15 protein-coding genes are annotated in these 16516 nt (G+C 62.4%); 9 read left to right on the top strand and 6 right to left on the bottom strand.

All coding sequences use genetic code 11. The features are described 5' to 3' along the window. Positions 1-158: 158 nt before the first annotated feature. Entirely contained in the window at positions 159-1934 is a 1776-nt protein-coding gene (locus tag ACMFWR_RS07310) for an acetolactate synthase 3 catalytic subunit (protein ID WP_413194335.1), read from the bottom strand. A 391-nt stretch (positions 1935-2325) separates the two neighbouring features. On the opposite strand from ACMFWR_RS07310, the gene ACMFWR_RS07305 reads away from it, so the two are divergent. From ACMFWR_RS07305 to ACMFWR_RS07265, 9 genes are all read left to right on the top strand, one after another. Next, on the top strand, positions 2326-2892 hold the full coding sequence (locus ACMFWR_RS07305) for an RNA polymerase sigma factor (RefSeq protein ID WP_413194334.1): 567 nt from the start codon (positions 2326-2328) through the stop codon (positions 2890-2892). Beyond that, the gene (locus tag ACMFWR_RS07300; RefSeq protein WP_413194333.1) at positions 2889-3335 is read left to right on the top strand and encodes a DUF3619 family protein; all 447 of its coding nucleotides are present in this window, start codon (positions 2889-2891) and stop codon (positions 3333-3335) included. Before ACMFWR_RS07305 ends, ACMFWR_RS07300 begins: the two co-directional genes overlap by 4 nt. An 81-nt stretch (positions 3336-3416) precedes the next feature. Further along, positions 3417-4112: a DUF3106 domain-containing protein gene (locus tag ACMFWR_RS07295; RefSeq protein WP_413194332.1), complete on the top strand. Its 696-nt coding sequence runs from the start codon at positions 3417-3419 to the stop codon at positions 4110-4112. 11 nt (positions 4113-4123) lie between these two features. Then, positions 4124-4627, top strand: a complete 504-nt coding sequence (locus tag ACMFWR_RS07290; RefSeq protein WP_413194812.1) for an RDD family protein — start codon at positions 4124-4126, stop codon at positions 4625-4627. Between the two features lie 314 nt (positions 4628-4941). Further along, complete coding sequence (locus ACMFWR_RS07285) at positions 4942-5817, top strand: UDP-2,3-diacylglucosamine diphosphatase (RefSeq protein ID WP_413194811.1); 876 nt, start codon at positions 4942-4944, stop codon at positions 5815-5817. 26 nt (positions 5818-5843) lie between these two features. Further along, the gene (locus tag ACMFWR_RS07280; RefSeq protein WP_413194810.1) at positions 5844-6875 is read left to right on the top strand and encodes a glycosyltransferase family 4 protein; all 1032 of its coding nucleotides are present in this window, start codon (positions 5844-5846) and stop codon (positions 6873-6875) included. 22 nt (positions 6876-6897) lie between these two features. Then, positions 6898-7458 (top strand): diacylglycerol kinase, encoded by a 561-nt coding sequence (locus ACMFWR_RS07275; protein WP_413194331.1) that lies wholly within the window; start codon positions 6898-6900, stop codon positions 7456-7458. Between the two features lie 55 nt (positions 7459-7513). Next, the gene (locus ACMFWR_RS07270; RefSeq protein WP_413194809.1) at positions 7514-8212 is read left to right on the top strand and encodes a TetR/AcrR family transcriptional regulator; all 699 of its coding nucleotides are present in this window, start codon (positions 7514-7516) and stop codon (positions 8210-8212) included. An 8-nt stretch (positions 8213-8220) separates the two neighbouring features. Continuing rightward, positions 8221-8805: a TIGR00730 family Rossman fold protein gene (locus tag ACMFWR_RS07265; RefSeq protein ID WP_413194808.1), complete on the top strand. Its 585-nt coding sequence runs from the start codon at positions 8221-8223 to the stop codon at positions 8803-8805. Positions 8806-8920: 115 nt separating this feature from the next. Here the strand turns inward: ACMFWR_RS07265 and ACMFWR_RS07260 are convergent, their stop codons facing one another. From ACMFWR_RS07260 to ACMFWR_RS07240, 5 genes are all read right to left on the bottom strand, one after another. Then, the gene (locus ACMFWR_RS07260; protein ID WP_413194330.1) at positions 8921-11452 is read right to left on the bottom strand and encodes an ABC transporter permease; all 2532 of its coding nucleotides are present in this window, start codon (positions 11450-11452) and stop codon (positions 8921-8923) included. Positions 11453-11535: 83 nt separating this feature from the next. Beyond that, on the bottom strand, positions 11536-12150 hold the full coding sequence (locus ACMFWR_RS07255) for a DUF4126 domain-containing protein (protein ID WP_413194329.1): 615 nt from the start codon (positions 12148-12150) through the stop codon (positions 11536-11538). Between the two features lie 152 nt (positions 12151-12302). Next, on the bottom strand, positions 12303-12623 hold the full coding sequence (gene sugE / locus ACMFWR_RS07250) for a quaternary ammonium compound efflux SMR transporter SugE (protein WP_413194328.1): 321 nt from the start codon (positions 12621-12623) through the stop codon (positions 12303-12305). A 197-nt stretch (positions 12624-12820) separates the two neighbouring features. Continuing rightward, on the bottom strand, positions 12821-14440 hold the full coding sequence (locus tag ACMFWR_RS07245; RefSeq protein WP_413194327.1) for an NYN domain-containing protein: 1620 nt from the start codon (positions 14438-14440) through the stop codon (positions 12821-12823). A 245-nt stretch (positions 14441-14685) separates the two neighbouring features. Then, positions 14686-16509 carry a dipeptide ABC transporter ATP-binding protein gene (locus ACMFWR_RS07240; RefSeq protein WP_413194326.1) on the bottom strand — a complete coding sequence of 608 codons (1824 nt, stop codon included), beginning with the start codon at positions 16507-16509 and terminating at the stop codon, positions 14686-14688. Positions 16510-16516: the final 7 nt, after the last annotated feature.

The following is a 16516-nucleotide window of genomic DNA, read 5'->3' as shown; positions in this document are numbered from 1 at the left end:
TTCGGGTCCCGCGAGTCGTAGCCCTGACGCCGTTGCCGTTCGCCTTCGATCGTTGATCGAACGCGTCGGCCCCGACCCACGCCTACGCCTGCCTTCCCCTTGTCCGCGCGCATGCGACACGCGGACAACAGCCAACCTCACGCCTGATCAGCGGGCGCTTACAGATCTTCCGAACCGAGCAGCATCTCGGAGATGCCCTTGCCGGCCTGAACCATCGGCCAGACGTTTTCGGTCGGATCGGTCTGGAAATCGAGAAATACCGTCCGGTCCTTGAGCCGCAGTGCTTCGCGCAGCGCCGGTTCAACATCGGCCGTTTTCTCGACGCGGATCCCGACGTGGCCATAGGCCTCGGCGAGCTTCACGAAGTCGGGCAACGCATCCATGTACGAATGCGAATAGCGCTTGTTGTACTCGAGCTGCTGCCACTGGCGGACCATGCCCAGATAGCGGTTGTTCAGCGAGATGATCTTGATCGGCGTCTCGTACTGCTTGCAGGTCGAGAGCTCCTGGATACACATCTGAATCGACCCTTCGCCCGTGATGCAGACGACTTCGTCGTTCGGATGCGCCATCTTGACGCCCATCGCCGCCGGCAGACCGAAGCCCATCGTGCCGAGACCGCCCGAGTTGATCCAGCGGCGCGGCTTGTCGAACGGGTAGTACTGCGCCGCCCACATCTGGTGCTGGCCGACGTCCGAGCAGACGAACGCATTGCCGCCGGTCAGCTCATGGAGCTTTTCGACCACGTATTGCGGCTTGATGATTTCGCTCGTGCGGTCGAACTTCAGGCAATCGCGCGCACGCCATTGCTCGATCTGCGACCACCATTCGGCGAGGGCCTTGCGGTCCGGGCCGTGCTGTGCCGTCTGCAGTTGCTCGATGAGTTCCTTGAGCACTTCCTTGACGTCGCCGACGATCGGAATATCGACCTTCACGCGCTTCGAAATCGACGACGGGTCGATATCGACGTGCACGATCTTGCGCGGCGTCGAGGCGAAGTGCGCCGGGTTGCCGATCACACGGTCGTCGAAGCGCGCACCGATCGCGAGCAGCACATCGCAGTTCTGCATCGCCATATTGGCTTCATACGTCCCGTGCATGCCGAGCATGCCGAGGAACTTGCTGTCGCTCGCGCGATAGCCGCCAAGACCCATCAGGGTGCTCGTGACCGGGAAGCCCAGCAGATCGGCAAACTGATTCAGTTCGCGTGCGGCGTCGGCGAGGATGATGCCGCCGCCGGTATAGATATACGGACGCTTCGCTTGCAGCAGCAGGCTGACCGCCTTGCGGATCTGGCCCGAATGACCCTTGGTAATCGGGTTGTACGAGCGCAGCGCGAGCTGCTTCGGGTAATCGAACCGGCACGGCGTCTTCGACACATCCTTCGGAATGTCGATCAGCACCGGGCCCGGACGACCCGTGCGCGCGATAAAGAAGGCTTTCTTGACAGTAGCGGCGAGGTCGCGCACGTCCTTCACGAGGAAGTTGTGCTTGACGCACGGACGCGTGATACCAACCGTGTCGCATTCCTGGAATGCGTCCTGGCCGATCGCTGCCGTGGGGACTTGACCACTGATGACGACAAGCGGAATCGAATCCATATAGGCCGTCGCGATGCCCGTGACTGCGTTCGTCACGCCGGGACCCGAGGTCACCAGACAGACGCCGACCTTGCCGGTCGATCGCGCATAGGCATCCGCGGCGTGAACGGCCGCCTGCTCGTGGCGCACGAGCACGTGATGGATCTTGTCCTGCTTGTAGAGTTCGTCGTAAATGTAGAGAACTGAGCCGCCCGGATAGCCCCAGATGAATTCGACTTGCTCTTCGGCAAGGGCCTTCATCAGGACTGTAGCCCCGATCGATTCACCGGCATTTTCGCGGGGATCGTGGGCAGGCGTTTCCGACGTGGAGAATTCCGCGCTGGGCATATTCATTCATTCACCTTTCAAATTTTCGGCAAAAAATTGATCGGGTGCTCTCCCCTCGTGCTTGTGGCCCGGGTTCAAGCTGCGCGTCAAACTGGCAGGCGGGCCTCGTAAGCTCGCCCCTGTAAGACAGGTACGGTTTGTTTCGAACCGTGGAGGCTACCTGCTCAGCCCGCCTGCGGTCAAGCACAAATCTGCATCGCGCACGCATCTTGCCGGGACTCAAAGCAAGATAAATCGAAAGCGATCTGAAGGCTTGCGCTTAGCGATCAGGCCCCTCTGGCTCGCCGATTCCGGCCATTTCACCTAAGGGTCCGCTTTTTTTGCTAGGATTCGCGGGTTTTTACCCACTCATCTTACGGACGATTTCGGGGCGCGCCACGCGCTCGCCCTTCCCCGGATGGCATCAGACAAGGAACTGGCCGACTTTCTGGCAAGCGTCGAACGCAGGGCGTTCAAGCACGCTGCCTTCGCGGTGCGCGACGACGATGCTGCGCTCGACATCGTTCAGGATGCGATGATCAAGCTCGCGGAAAAGTACGGCGACAAACCGGCTGCCGAACTGCCCATGCTGTTCCAGCGGATCCTGCAGAACTGCCAGCACGACTACTTTCGTCGTCAGAAGGTTCGCAATACATGGATCAGCCTATTTTCTTCGTTCGGTAATAATAGTGAAGATGACGACTTCGATCCGCTCGAAACCCTTGCCAGTCAGGACGAGTCTACTCAGCGCCTGAGCAGCGAGACCGAAGTCGAGCGTGCGCAGGTGCTGCAGATGATCGACGATGAGATTCAGAAACTCCCGGCACGTCAACGCGAGGCCTTTTTGATGCGTTACTGGGAGGATATGGATGTAGCCGAGACTGCTGCGGCGATGGGATGCTCCGAAGGAAGCGTGAAAACGCACTGTTCGCGAGCCACTCACACGCTGGCCCAGGCTCTCAAGGCAAAAGGGATCACGTTATGAACTCCACTCTCGAAACAAGGGAAATCGAATTCGCGCACGCCGTGCGTCGTGCGCTCGATGAAAGTGTTGCCGAGCTGCCCGCCCCGGCGCTCGAACGGCTTGCGGCCGCCCGTGCCGCGGCACTCGCACGAAAAAAGCCTGAAACGGTCGAAGTCCCGGTGTTCGCACCGGTGCTGGCTGGCGCTTCGGCCGCAGGCTCGATCGGCGGCATGGAATCGCCTTCCGCGCCGCATCACCGCTCGGGTCGCCGGCCGCTGCGCGGTCTCTCGCTCGTGTTGCCGCTCGCCGCGCTGGTCATCGCGCTGATCGGCGTCGCATCGTGGGAAGACCAGCGCCGCATCGACGAGAACGCCGATATCGACGCCGCCATGCTCAGCGACGATGTGCCGCTGTCGGCCTACCTCGATCACGGCTTCCACGCGTACCTCTCACATTCGCGATAAGCGTCGGTCGCGCGACGTAACTCACAACCGGGACATGCGGTGCGGAACAAACGGGGGCTCGCGGTATTTTTCGTATCGGTGATGGCGATACTGGTCTCGACTGCCGCGACCTGGCCCCGCTTTCATCCACGCGTCGCGGAACAAACCGCCGGGCGCCCGGGCATCAAGGCCCCGCTGGTGGCTTCGGCTCCCGAGGCGACGGGTCCGCTCGCGTGGTCGCACCTGAGTAACGATCAGCACGAAGCGCTGGCACCGTTTGAAAACGACTGGGACAAGTTCGACGACGATCGCAAGCGTCGTTGGCTCAAGATCGCATCGCGTTACAAGAAGTTGTCGCCGGAAGCGCAGAAAAGACTGCACGAGCGGATGGCCGAGTGGCTGCGCATGACGCCCGAGCAACGGCGCACCGCGCGCGAGAACTATCAGCTGTCCAAGCAAGTGCCGCCCGACCAGCGCGAGCACGCGTGGAACGAATACCAGCAGTTGCCTGAAGATCAGAAGAAGACGCTCGCGGCCGTCGAGAAGCACAACCGTCGCCCGACCGTCGTGACGGCTCCGCCGACCGGCGGCAAGCCTGAACTCAAGGATCTGAATCGCTCGCTGCACGCGGAGACGCTCGCCGAGGATGCTTCGGCGGCGCAAATCGCCGCAGCTGCGGCAGCAGCCGCCGCGAATGCGTCCGCAGCCGCTGCCGCATCGGCCGCGGCTGCCTCGTCGGCCCAGCCGCTGCTGACGCCGCCCGCCACGCCCTACTACTACAACGACCACCATCCGTGAGCGCCGTCGCGATGTCGCCCTCCGAGTCCGGCTCGCGCGCGCCCGCGCTGCGCCGGCGTCTCACGTGCCTGATCTATGAAGGCGTCCTGCTGTTCGGGGTCGTGTTTATCGCCGGCTACCTGTTCAGCACCTTGACCCAGCAGCGCAATGGCCTTACGCATCACCTGTGGCTCATGAGCTGGCTCGGTATCGTCGTGGGTGCGTACTTCGTCTGGTTCTGGACGCATGGCGGGCAGACGCTGCCGATGAAGACCTGGCGGTTCCGCATGGTTGATGCCTCGCTGGGTCCGGTCAGCGTGCCGCGTGCAATCGGTCGCTACATCCTGTCGTGGCTCTGGTGGTTTCCGCCGCTCATGCTGCATCCGCTGCTTGGCCTGACCGTACCGGTCACCCTGGCGCTGCTCATCGTCTGGATCGGTGTCTGGTCGGCAGCCACACTGCTCGATAGCGACCGCCAGTTCCTCCACGACCGCCTCGCCGGCACGCGGATCATTGCGGTGGCCTCGACCAAGTAAGAGACGATCCACGCGCGGGCATGGCTCAACGGCATCGCTCAGCGACATCAGTCAGCGGCATCAGCCAACAGCATCAGCAAACTGCATCGATCAAGCCGCTAACCGCGCTTAAAGCACGCAAAACCCGCTTCAAACGCAGCCCCATCACGGCGTACAAGAATCCGGGCGTCGCCACCGTGCGACAGTAATAAGAATGACTTGTTACTGTCACGGCTGAGTCACGCAGTGGTGGCGAAATGCGCTCATCGCATTTCACCCACGCCGCCATGAAGCTCAAGACGACGTCGTTGCCGCCCCTGTTTCGCCAGACTGTGATGGACGGGCCGACTCACTCCGGAAGCCCGCCACCGATCAACCGGTCAGGCGATGCACCTCCGCCCGGCGACGCCGGCAACGACGACGAAGAACCCCACCACCGTTACCGCACCATCTGGCTGTCCGATACCCACCTGGGTACCAGCGGCTGCCAGGCCAAGTACCTCCTCGATTTCCTCCGCTTCAACGAATCCGAGTACCTGTATCTCGTCGGCGACATCATCGACGGCTGGCAACTCAAGAAGGGATGGTTCTGGCCGCAAGCGCACAACGACGTGGTGCAGAAAATTCTGCGCAAGGCGCGCAAGGGCACGCAGGTCTGCTTTATCCCGGGCAACCATGACGAAGCGGCGCGTCAGTTCTGCGACCACGCGTTCGGCGACATCCTGATCCGCGAGGAAGCGTTCCACACGACGCTGCACGGCAAGCGGCTCTGGGTCGTGCACGGCGACCTGTTCGACGGCGTGATCCAGCATGCGAAGTGGCTCGCCTACGTCGGCGACACGCTCTACACGATGATCCTCGCGCTCAACGGCTGGTTCAACCGGATCCGCGCGCGCCTGGGCTTCCAGTACTGGTCGCTGTCGCAATACCTGAAACATCAGGTCAAGAACGCGGTCAACTTCATCTCGCAGTTCGAAAAAGTGATGACGGACGAAGCGCGTCGTCGCGGCTGCGATGGCGTGGTCTGCGGCCATATTCACAAGGCCGAAATCCGCGAGATCGACGGGATTCTGTACTGCAACGACGGCGACTGGGTCGAAAGCCTGTCGGCACTCGTCGAAACGGTCGAAGGCGAGCTCAAGGTCATTTACTGGACCGTGCTCCGCGCCCCTGAAGCGACCACGCGTCGTACGACGACGGTGGCAGCATGACAGTCGACATTGAATCCGGAGCATCGATGAAGATCATGATCGTGACCGACGCCTGGGAACCCCAGGTGAACGGTGTGGTGCGTACCCTCAAGCAAACGACACGCGAGCTGACCGGCCTCGGCCATCAGGTCGAGCTGATGACTCCGCTCGAATTTACGACGATTCCGTGCCCGACCTACCCGGAAATCCGCCTGTCGCTGTTCCCGGGCGGCAAGGTCAACAAGCGCATCAAGGACTTCCAGCCCGACGCGCTGCATATCGCGACGGAAGGCCCGCTCGGCATGGCGGCGCGCAATTACGCCAAGCGCCACAAGATCCCGTTCACGAGCGCGTATCACACGCGTTTCCCGGAGTATGTGCACGCGCGCTTCGGCATTCCGCTCGCGTGGACGTACCGCTTCCTGCACTGGTTCCATGGCCGCTCTCAAGCGGTGATGGCACCGACGCCGGTCGTCAAGCACGATCTCGAGAAGTACGGTTTCGACAATGTCGTGCTCTGGTCGCGCGGTGTGGATCTCGAGATTTTCCATCCGCAGGAATCGAAGGTGCTCAACACGGCGCGCCCGATCTTCCTGTACGTGGGTCGCGTCGCCGTCGAGAAGAACGTCGAAGCGTTTCTCAAGCTCGACCTGCCCGGTTCGAAGTGGGTCTGCGGCGAGGGTCCGGCCCTGGCAGAACTGAAGTCGAAGTATCCGGATGCGAATTACCTCGGCGTGCTCTCGCAGCCCGAGCTGGCCAAGGTCTATGCGGCCGCTGACGTCTTCGTGTTTCCGAGCAAGACCGACACGTTCGGACTCGTGCTGCTGGAAGCGCTCGCTTGCGGTCTGCCGGTGGCCGCGTACCCGGTCACGGGACCGATCGACGTGCTGGCCGACGGCCCTGCGGGCGCGATGAACGAAGACCTGCGTGAAGCCTGCCTCGACGCACTGAAGATCAGCCGCGCCGATGCACGCGCATGGGCCGAGCGGTTTTCCTGGCGTGCCGCGTCGGAGCAATTCGCGTCGCACCTGCGCCCCTTGCCGCATGTTGTGGCTTCCAGCGAGAATGTAGCGGCCTGAACGGACCGTGCAGGAACCGAAGATGGCCGAGAAAGACCCCCACCTGACCGAACGCCACGCGAACGGTCGGCCGCGAGAGCGCGATGGCGCGGTACCCCATGCAAACGGGGCTGCCTCGCCGTCCGCTCGTAACCGCGCGCAACGCACTCACGCGCACGACGAACCGGCGGCACGCATGGCTGAAGACGCACCTCCGTTGAACCCGTACAAAGGCAATCGCGGTCTCACGCGCGCCTGGTACGCCCTCAAGAACTCGATTCAAGGGTTTCGTGATGCCTGGCGCGAGGAAAGCGCGTTTCGCCAGGAACTCACGCTGTCCGCGATCCTTGTCCCGGTCTCGATCTTCCTGCCCGTCGACCCGGTCGAGCATGTGTTGCTCGTGGGCTCGGTGCTGCTTGTCCTGATTGTCGAATTGCTCAATTCGAGTGTCGAAGCCGCAATCGACCGAATTTCACTCGATTTGCACGAGCTGTCGAAACGCGCAAAGGATTTCGGAAGCGCGGCAGTCACTGTGGCGCTTTTGCTTTGCCTGTTAACCTGGATACTATTGGCAGGCCCGGTCATCATTCATTGGTTCAGATAAATCGAACGACCGGTTTATAATGCCTCGGCTATGTAATCCAGGGGCCGTAAACATGGTGGAAGCGAAACCTCCCCGGCGTACCCGGGAGCGGATTCTCGAGTTGTCGCTCAAGCTCTTCAATCAGATTGGCGAGCCCAATGTCACGACCACGACGATCGCCGAGGAAATGGAGATCAGTCCGGGGAATCTGTACTATCACTTCCGCAACAAGGACGACATCATCAACAGCATCTTCGCTCAGTTCGAGCAGGAGATTCAGCGTCGCCTTCGTTTCCCGGATGATCACAAACCCACGATCGATGAAGTCTGGGCCTATTTGCAGTACATGGCCGACTTCACCTGGACGTATCGCTTTCTGTATCGCGACCTCAACGATCTGCTCGCGCGTAATCGCACGCTCGAGACGCATTTCAAGCAGATCATCGGCCACAAGGTGCGCTTCGCTCAGGAGATGTGCGAAATTCTCGTCTCCGATGGCGAGATGGATGCCACCCCCGACGAAATCGGCGTGATCGCGACCAACACCGGTGTGCTCGCGACGTACTGGCTGTCGTATCAGTTCGTCATGAACCCGCGCAAGTACAATGACCAGGACGCGATTCAGGCCGAACTGCATCAGGTCAGCGTACAGATCCTGTCGTTGATGGCGCCGTATCTGCGCGGCCGTTCACGTCAGCTCTACGAGGACCTCGCATCGGGCAAGCTGCCGCGCCGAGAGTTCCGCGACTTCCGTACCCCCAAAGAAACCAGCTGATTTCCATGATTCGTTCGGTCTGTGTCTACTGTGGTTCCTCGAGCGGCGCCGAGCCGGTCTATGCTGAAGCCGCGCGCGAGTTTGGCCGCGCGCTGGCCGAGGCCGGCATCACCCTCGTTTATGGCGGCGGCAAAGTCGGGCTGATGGGCATCGTCGCTGACGAAGCGATGAAGCACGGCGGCAAAGCCGTCGGGGTCATCCCCGAATTGCTGTTCGGGAAGGAAGTCGGCCACACGGGGCTGACGCAACTGCATGTCGTCAAGGACATGCACGAACGCAAGAAGATGATGGCCGACCTGGCCGACGCTTTCGTTGCGCTCCCGGGCGGCGTGGGGACGTATGAAGAGCTGTTCGAGGTCTATACGTGGGCCCAGCTTGGCTATCATCAGAAGCCGGTGGGCGTGCTGAACGTCGCGGGGTATTTCGATCCCCTCAAGGCAATGCTCGATCACACCGTCAAGGCCGGCTTTATGCGGCAAGCGTATCTGGACCTGTTGCAGATGGCCGATACGACGAGTGCGCTGATCGATAAGCTGCAACGCTATGAGCCCGTCGTGGTCGCCAAGTGGTCGGAACACCGAAAGGAAGTGTGAGACGACGCTGACGCGCTGGTCGGCACGGCGGTGCGTACGACGCTCAGGTTTCACCCTCACCCTTCACGCAACATCACGCATCACGCATCACGCATCACGCATCACGCATCACGCATCACGCATCACGCAGCGATTGTAGTGCGGGTCTGCGCAGCACCTGGCGCAGGCCGAACCACCCCCCTGCCGTCGCACAGACGATCCCCGCCGCCAGCCCGGCGAACGGCAACCACGCACTGAGCTCGAGCCGGAACTGGAACACCTTGTCGGCGAGCACCCAGCCGATCGCCTGCGCACCGATTGCGGCGAGCAGCCCCGCGAGTCCGCCGACCACGACGAATTCCGTCGCCTGCACCGATTGAATCTGCGATTGCGACGCGCCGAGCGCGCGCAACAACGCGGCCTCGCGCGTGCGTTCATCACGTGTACCCGCGAGTGCCGCATACAGCACGAGCACCCCCGCAGCGAGCGTGAATACAAACAGAAACTGCACAGCCCCGATCACCTGATTCAGGATGCGCTGCATCTGCGCAATGATCTGCCCGGTGTCGATCGCCGTGAGATTCGGATACTGGTGAATCAACGCATCGATGGTTGCCTGCCCTGCATCGCCGGGCGGCAAGCGGAACGCAGTGATAAACGTCGCCGGGAAATCGCTCAGCGCAGCGGGCGGCAGGACCGCGAAGAAATTGACGCGGAACGTACCCCAATCGAGCATGCGAATACTCGTGACCGGCGCATCGATCTGCTGACCCGCGACATCGAAACGCAGCATGTCGCCGACCTTGACGTGCAGTCGCTTGGCCATGCCCTGCTCGAGCGAGATCTGCGGCTTCGGATCGTCGCCGAACCACGTGCCCGAGACGACCTTGTTGTCAGGCGCAAGCTCGGTCGAGTACGACAGATTGAACTCGCGATCGACGAGGCGCTTGGTTTCCTCTTCCTTGTAGTCGTCCGGATTGACCTTGCGGCCGCCGATCGCGACGAGCCGGCCCCGTACCATCGGCGCGAGCTGGATATTGTCGAAGCCGCGCGACTTCATCAACGCAAGCACGCCCTCACGCTGATTCGGTTGAATATCGATGATGAATTGATTCGGCGCATCAGGCGGCGTCGATTTACGCCAGCCGTCGATCAGGTCGTTGCGCGTCATCGCGAGCAGCAACAGGCACATCAGCCCGATACCGAGCGCCGTGATCTGCAATGCGCTTGCAACGCCGCGTCGTTCGAGCGACGCCAGCGCATAGCGCCACCCGAGCCCCGAGAACGCACGCGCATGCCGCGCACTGCGCGCAGCACGTGACAAACCGAACAGCACGCCACGAGAGATCGCGCCGAACACGACCATGCCGCCCGCAAAACCACCCGCGACGATACCGCCGAGCTTCAGTTCGCCGGCCGCGATGATCAGCAAGCCCGCGAACAACGCGATACCGATCGCGTACGCGACCCATGCGATACGCGATGCGTCACCGAGCTCGCGGCGCAGGACGAGTGCAGGCGGCACCTGCGTCAATGGAAGCAACGGCGGCACGGCGAAGCCGAGCAGCAGTACCAGGCCGGCAGCCAGCCCTTCGAGCACGGGCCAGAACGACGGTTGAGGCAACACGACGTCGATCAGCTGTCCTAGCCAGCTCAGCAGGATCGCGTGACCGCCGTAGCCCACCACGACACCGAGGAAGCTGCCTGCAAGTCCGACGATCAGAAATTCGATGATGAACCACGCTCGCAGCTGTGTGCGACTCGCGCCGAGACAGCGCATGACCGCGCAGCCGTCGAGATGCCGCCGCATATAGCGATGTGATGCCATCGCGATGGCCACCGCGGCGAGCAACGCCGTCAGCAACGCGACGAGCGTCAGGAAGTGGCGCGCGCGCGTGAGCGTGTCGCGTACCTGCGGCTGCCCTTCTTCGATCGTCTCGATGGCCATGCCGCGAATCTTGCCGCCGTCGACTTGCTCATGCGCCCACTTCGTATAGCGCGCAACCGCCGGATCATTGCCCGCGACGAGCAAGCGATAACCGACGCGGCTGCCATAACCGACCAATCGGGTTGAAGCGAGATCCGCGGCATTGAGCATCACGCGCGGTGAGAAATTCACAAACGAAAAGCCGCGATCGAGTTCGCGCGTAATCACTGCGGCGATTTTGAAATCGCGTACGCCGAGTTTGATCGAATCGCCGATTTTGACGTGAAGCGCGTCGAGCAGCGTCGGATCGATCCAGATGGTGCCCGATGCGGGAATCGTCGAAACCGGAGCATCAGGACCTGTGAGACTGGTGGCGATGCGGAGCTGCCCGCGCAATGGGTAGCCCGAAGACACGGCTTTCAGCGCAGCAAGACGGCTCGCGCGCGCGGCGCCCTGGGCGCTCGGCGAAGCGGCATCGCTCGACGCCGACACCATGCTGGGAAAGATCGCGGTATTCGCCGTCTGCAGGCCATCATCCCGCGCCTGAGCGGCGAACGTATCGCGTATGGGCTGATCAGCGCGAATCACGAGGTCGGCGCCGATCATCTTGCGTGCATCGCGATCGAGGCCTTGCCGCAGACGATCGGCGACGAAGCCCACGCTCGTGAGCGCGGCGACCGCCAGCACGAGCGCGAGCAGCAGCATCGTGAGCTCGCCGGACCGCCAGTCGCGGACCGTCATGCGCACGGCCTGGCGAATAACTTCGGAGAATGAAAACGTGGAGCGGGCTTCGATGGAACGGGATCGCGTGTCAGCGCGTGCGCTCACTCGTGTTTGCCTCGAAAGGGTTCGACACCGAGCATATGCGTGGCCATGCCGCGCCAACCGCCCTGCACACCGCGCCAGAGCCGCGGCAGCACCCAGCCTGCAAAGCACAGGAAGCTGATCAGCAGGACAAGGAACACCGCCGGCAGGAATAGTGCAAGCGTCAGGCCGACGATCATCAGGACGTCTTCGGCGCTCGACGCGATCCAGTTCGACAGCGGCTCAGGAGACAAATTGATCAGGGCGCGGCTGCCGGCCTTGGTCAGATGCGCGGTGCCGGCCAGTGCGCCGCCAGCGAGTGCGGCGAGCGTCTGCAAGGTCGGGTCGGAATGACCGAGCGCCGCGGCGGCGAGCAATGCGCCGGCGGGAATTCGAATCAGCGTATGAACGGCGTCCCACAGCGAATCGAGTGCGGGAATCTTGTCGGCGAAAAACTCGACGATGGCCAGTGCGATCGAGGCCCCGATCATCCACGGCGACGCCAGAAAGGCCAGTGCGGGGGGCAGATGCACGATGCCGACGGCCGCGCCGAAACCGACGAGTGCCATCGTCAAATAGAGTCTGAGCCCGCTGGCCCACGCCAGGCCGGCCGACAAGGATAGTGCTGAGAGCATCGCCGCCTCCTTCACGCCTCACGCCAGGAAGCGGCGCACGCGGTTATGCGGTCGATTATAACCATCGCCCCCGATTTTCATCCAAGCGAAATGGCGGTAAAAGCCGCGATTGCGTCGTCTTTGGGATGAAAATCGAAATAAATTACGAATTTTTAATGTGAGGACGAAAGTTTCAGACCGATTAAACCGATAACTATCAGCGCGGCACTTGCGACACGCGCAAAAGTCATTGCCTCGTTCAGGTAGATAATGCCGAAAACAAATGCGCCGACTGCGCCGATACCGGTCCAGATTGCATAGGCAGTGCCGAGCGGCAGTTGTTTCATCGCCAGCGCCAGCAAGCCGAAACTCACTGCCGCCGTCACGAGCGTGACAAGCGACGGCCAAAGCCGAGACAACCCATCGGAATACTTGAGACCGGCCGCCCAGGCAACCTCGAGACACCCTGCGACGAGCAAATAGATCCAGGACATGCGCCCTCTCCCTTAAAGCGGATGGGGCCGTCCCCGTTCTGTGATGCATGCGCTCAAGTGCGTACGCCCTCGCGGCGTCGTCGCCGCGCAGTCTTCAATCGCTCAAGGGGAGGGCCAGTGACCGTCCCGTCGCGCGCACGAAGAAAGCGAATTGTAAACGATCCCGCTCAAGCCCGAACCGGCCTTCGCCCGGTCGCCTACGTCGGCTCCGCTGCCTTCTTCGGACGGCGACTGCGAGCGGGCGCTTTCTTTTTGGCGGCCGATTTGGCCGGCGCAGCATTGGACGTACCGCCTGGCTCGGATGCAGTCGCCTCGGGTGCGATAGGTGTGCCAGCACCACTCGCTTTCGCATCGACTGAGGACGCGGCCGCTTTTTTCGCCGGTGCGGGCTTCTTCGCCGTCTTGCGCGCCGGGGTCTTGCGGCTGGCCTTGGGTTTCTTCGCGCTCTTGCTGCCGGGGCCGGGTTCTTCGGCCGACGACCCGCCCTCGACCGATTGATCCGCCGGAACAGCGACCGCTTCATCCAGCGCAAACGCGGCTTCGGCGGCGCGCTGTTCGGCACGTGCCGCATCGATCTGTGAATCTGCATGGCCGGCATGGCCGAAGTGATCGGCGCGGCCGTTACCGCCCGTGCCGGTCAGCGTATCGGGCCGCCAGTCGTCGTCCGCCGCCCCGTGGCCGCCGAACGCCGGCTCGTTCGAATACGCTTCTCCGCCATCGCCGAACGTCTGTGCGCCATCGTCGTCGGGTGTAGCGTCCGTAGCCGTGTTCCGGTCATGCGGCCGTGCTCCCGCCGCCTGTGCACGCGCGTCCCGACGGCGCGAGTGACGATCGCGATCGTTGCGATCGCGCTGGCGTCCCTGCTTCTCCTGCCGGCCTTCCGCCTGAGCCGGTGCAGGCACGGCCTCAACGGGTCCCACCGGCGCAGCACGGCGAGGCGCCGCCTCATTTCCCGGCGCATCCTGGATCCGCGACACATAGGTGCCCGAGCGCTCGTCGCGCCCGAAATCGAGAAGCCCGCGCGCACGCGCCTCTTCGAGCAGATTCCCGAACGCACGGAACCCGTAGTACGACTCATTGAAATCGGGCTTGCGCCGCTTGATCGCGCTCTTGAGTACCGATGCCCAGATCTTGCCGCCGTCACCCTGCTCTGACACGAGCGCGTCGAACGTTTCGACGGCGATCTCGACGGCCTCGAGCTTGCGTGCCTCGGCGTCATCCTTGCGCCGCTTGTCGTCGTCGCGCTTGTCGTCGCCCGACGCGCGGCGCTCTTCATCGGCAGAGCGCTTGCCTGCGGCCTGCGCTTCCTGCTTCGCCCGCTTGGCCTCGGCGCGCTGACGCTCGCGCACGAGGTCGTCATAGAAAATGAATTCGTCGCAGTTGGCGACCAGCAGATCGGACGTCGATTGCTTGACGCCGACACCGATCACACGCTTCGCGTTTTCGCGCAGCTTGGACACGAGCGGAGAAAAATCGGAGTCGCCGCTGATGATGACGAACGTATCGACGTGCGACTTCGTGTAGCACAGGTCAAGCGCATCGACGACAAGGCGGATATCGGCGGAATTTTTGCCCGATTGGCGAACGTGCGGAATCTCGATGAGTTCGAAATTGGCTTCGTGCATCGATGCCTTGAAGCCTTTGTACCGTTCCCAGTCGCAGTAAGCTTTCTTGACGACGATACTGCCCTTGAGCAACAGGCGTTCGAGCACAGGCTTGATGTCGAACTTCTCGTACTTCGCGTCTCGCACGCCGAGCGCGACGTTCTCGAAGTCGCAAAACAACGCCATGCTCACGCTTTCGTTGGACGTGGCCATCAAGTTCTCCGGAGATGAGCGCGGCGAGCCATCCGCACGCTAAAGACATCGAACATGATAGCCGACGTATCGCAAGGTATTGCGATAAGGGCCTGACCTTTTCTCGTGATTCAGCCTGTCGGAAGGGGAGCCCCTGTGCGCTTTCCCGCGACAACGGTCCGTCACCGCATTGCGTGGCGTTGAGATCTCATGCGAGGCGGCGACAAGGGCACTGAAAACGCCGCCATCGCGTGGGCAAGCTGCGTTTAATGAATGCGCGGCACCGCGGCCAGCAAGGTTTGCGTATACGCCTCTTGCGGATTCGACAGCACGTCGGCGCTGCGCCCGATCTCGACAAGCCGGCCGTGCTGCATCACCGCGATATGGTCGGCGAGATATTCGACAACGCCGATATTGTGGGTAATAAACAGATACGCCACGCCCAACTCGTACTGCAGTTCCTTGAGCAGGTTCAGAATCTGCGCCTGCACCGACACGTCGAGCGCCGACGTCGGCTCGTCGCAGACGATCAGCTTCGGATCCACGGCCAGCGCGCGGGCGATGGCAATGCGTTGACGCTGCCCGCCCGAAAACTCGTGCGGATACTTCGTCAGGGCTCCGCTCGGCAGGCCCACGTGGTCAATCAGCTCTGCAACGCGCTTGTTACGCGCGGCCGCCTTGATTTCGCCCTTGAGCGACTGCATGCCCTCGGCAAGAATTTCGCCCACGCGCATGCGCGGATTCAACGAACCGAATGGGTCCTGAAAGATGATCTGGATATCGCGACGGGCCGACTGCAAGGCGTTCGCATCGGCGTGCATCAGGTCGACACCGTTGAGCTTTGCCGAGCCTTCGACGACGGCCGAACCGCGCAAGAGCTGCAGAATCGCCTTGCCGGTCGTGGTCTTGCCCGAGCCCGACTCGCCGACCAGCGCAAGCGTCTCGCCATGCCGCACTTCGAACGACACATCGTGCACTGCATCGACGTAGCTCGTGACGCGCTGAAGCAAGCCGGAGCGCACCGGAAAACGCACGCGCACGTTCTGCGCCTTGAGCAACACGTCGCCCTGTGCGCGCTCGGGCCGGCTCGCGCGCGGCGCGGACGCCGGCGGATCGACGAGCGTCACGCGCGCGCTCGGCGCAAAGCCGAAGCAGCGCACCGTGTGTTCGGCATCGACCTCATACATCGGCGGCGTTTCCACACGGCATCGTTCGGTCGCCGAATGGCAACGTGGCGCAAAGCGGCAGCCGGTGAACACCTGATTGAGCGGTGGCACCATGCCCTTGATGGCTTCGAGCATATGACCGCGCTTGTCGACATCCGGCAACGCAGCAAGCAGGCGGTTGGCGTACGGATGCGCAGGCGCGCCGAAAAAGCTCGCCTTGCTGCCGAGCTCGACCAGTTCACCTGCGTACATGATGCCGACGCGATCGGCGACCTGTGACACGACACCGAGATCGTGCGTGATCAGAAGAATGCTCATGCCGCGTTCGCGCTGCAGATCGAGCAGCAGATCGAGAATCTGCTTCTGCACGGTCACGTCGAGCGCCGTGGTCGGCTCATCCGCGATCAGCAGCGTCGGCTCGGCGGCGAGCGCAATCGCAATCATCACGCGCTGTTTCTGCCCGCCGGACATCTGGAACGGATAGCTGTCGATGCGGCGCTCCGGGTCGGGGATACCCACGCGACGCAGCCAGTCGATCGCCTTGTGACGTGCAGCGTCGCCGCGCAACGCCGTATGCGTGCGCAGGACTTCAATGATCTGCGCGCCGACGGTCAGCACCGGATTCAGGCTTGTCGACGGCTCCTGGAAGATCACCGAAACCCGACGTCCGCGCACATGGCGCATCTGATATTCGGGCAGTTCGACGAGGTCGGTTTCGTCGAGAATCACCGTGCCCTGAGTCACGCGCGCATTTTCAGGGAGCAGGCGCGCGATCGACATGGCCGTCACCGACTTGCCCGAGCCCGATTCGCCGACGATGGCGAAGGTTTCTCCGGGGCGAATCGTCAGCGTCACCCCATCGACCGGCACGACAATGCCCTGGCTCGACGCGATTTCCGTTCTTAAAGCTTGAAGTTTGAGCATGGCGTCG

Source organism: Pararobbsia alpina (assembly GCF_965118125.1).
Classification (GTDB): Bacteria; Pseudomonadota; Gammaproteobacteria; order Burkholderiales; family Burkholderiaceae; genus Pararobbsia; species Pararobbsia alpina_A.
Note: the sequence above shows the minus strand (reverse complement) of the source record. Positions and strands in the feature narration are given on the sequence as shown.

Bases quoted from the DNA above. Each gene is read 5' to 3' on its own strand.
- ACMFWR_RS07300 (WP_413194333.1), top strand. From the start codon at position 2,889: ATGAACTCCACTCTCGAAACAAGGGAAATCGAATTCGCGCACGCCGTG.
- ACMFWR_RS07255 (WP_413194329.1), bottom strand. From the start codon at position 12,150: ATGCTCTCAGCACTATCCTTGTCGGCCGGCCTGGCGTGGGCCAGCGGG.
- ACMFWR_RS07240 (WP_413194326.1), bottom strand. From the start codon at position 16,509: ATGCTCAAACTTCAAGCTTTAAGAACGGAAATCGCGTCGAGCCAGGGC.
- ACMFWR_RS07285 (WP_413194811.1), top strand. From the start codon at position 4,942: ATGGACGGGCCGACTCACTCCGGAAGCCCGCCACCGATCAACCGGTCA.
- sugE (WP_413194328.1), bottom strand. From the start codon at position 12,623: ATGTCCTGGATCTATTTGCTCGTCGCAGGGTGTCTCGAGGTTGCCTGG.
- ACMFWR_RS07245 (WP_413194327.1), bottom strand. From the start codon at position 14,440: ATGGCCACGTCCAACGAAAGCGTGAGCATGGCGTTGTTTTGCGACTTC.
- ACMFWR_RS07275 (WP_413194331.1), top strand. From the start codon at position 6,898: ATGGCCGAGAAAGACCCCCACCTGACCGAACGCCACGCGAACGGTCGG.
- ACMFWR_RS07310 (WP_413194335.1), bottom strand. From the start codon at position 1,934: ATGAATATGCCCAGCGCGGAATTCTCCACGTCGGAAACGCCTGCCCAC.
- ACMFWR_RS07295 (WP_413194332.1), top strand. From the start codon at position 3,417: ATGGCGATACTGGTCTCGACTGCCGCGACCTGGCCCCGCTTTCATCCA.
- ACMFWR_RS07260 (WP_413194330.1), bottom strand. From the start codon at position 11,452: ATGACGGTCCGCGACTGGCGGTCCGGCGAGCTCACGATGCTGCTGCTC.
- ACMFWR_RS07280 (WP_413194810.1), top strand. From the start codon at position 5,844: ATGAAGATCATGATCGTGACCGACGCCTGGGAACCCCAGGTGAACGGT.
- ACMFWR_RS07290 (WP_413194812.1), top strand. From the start codon at position 4,124: ATGTCGCCCTCCGAGTCCGGCTCGCGCGCGCCCGCGCTGCGCCGGCGT.
- ACMFWR_RS07305 (WP_413194334.1), top strand. From the start codon at position 2,326: ATGGCATCAGACAAGGAACTGGCCGACTTTCTGGCAAGCGTCGAACGC.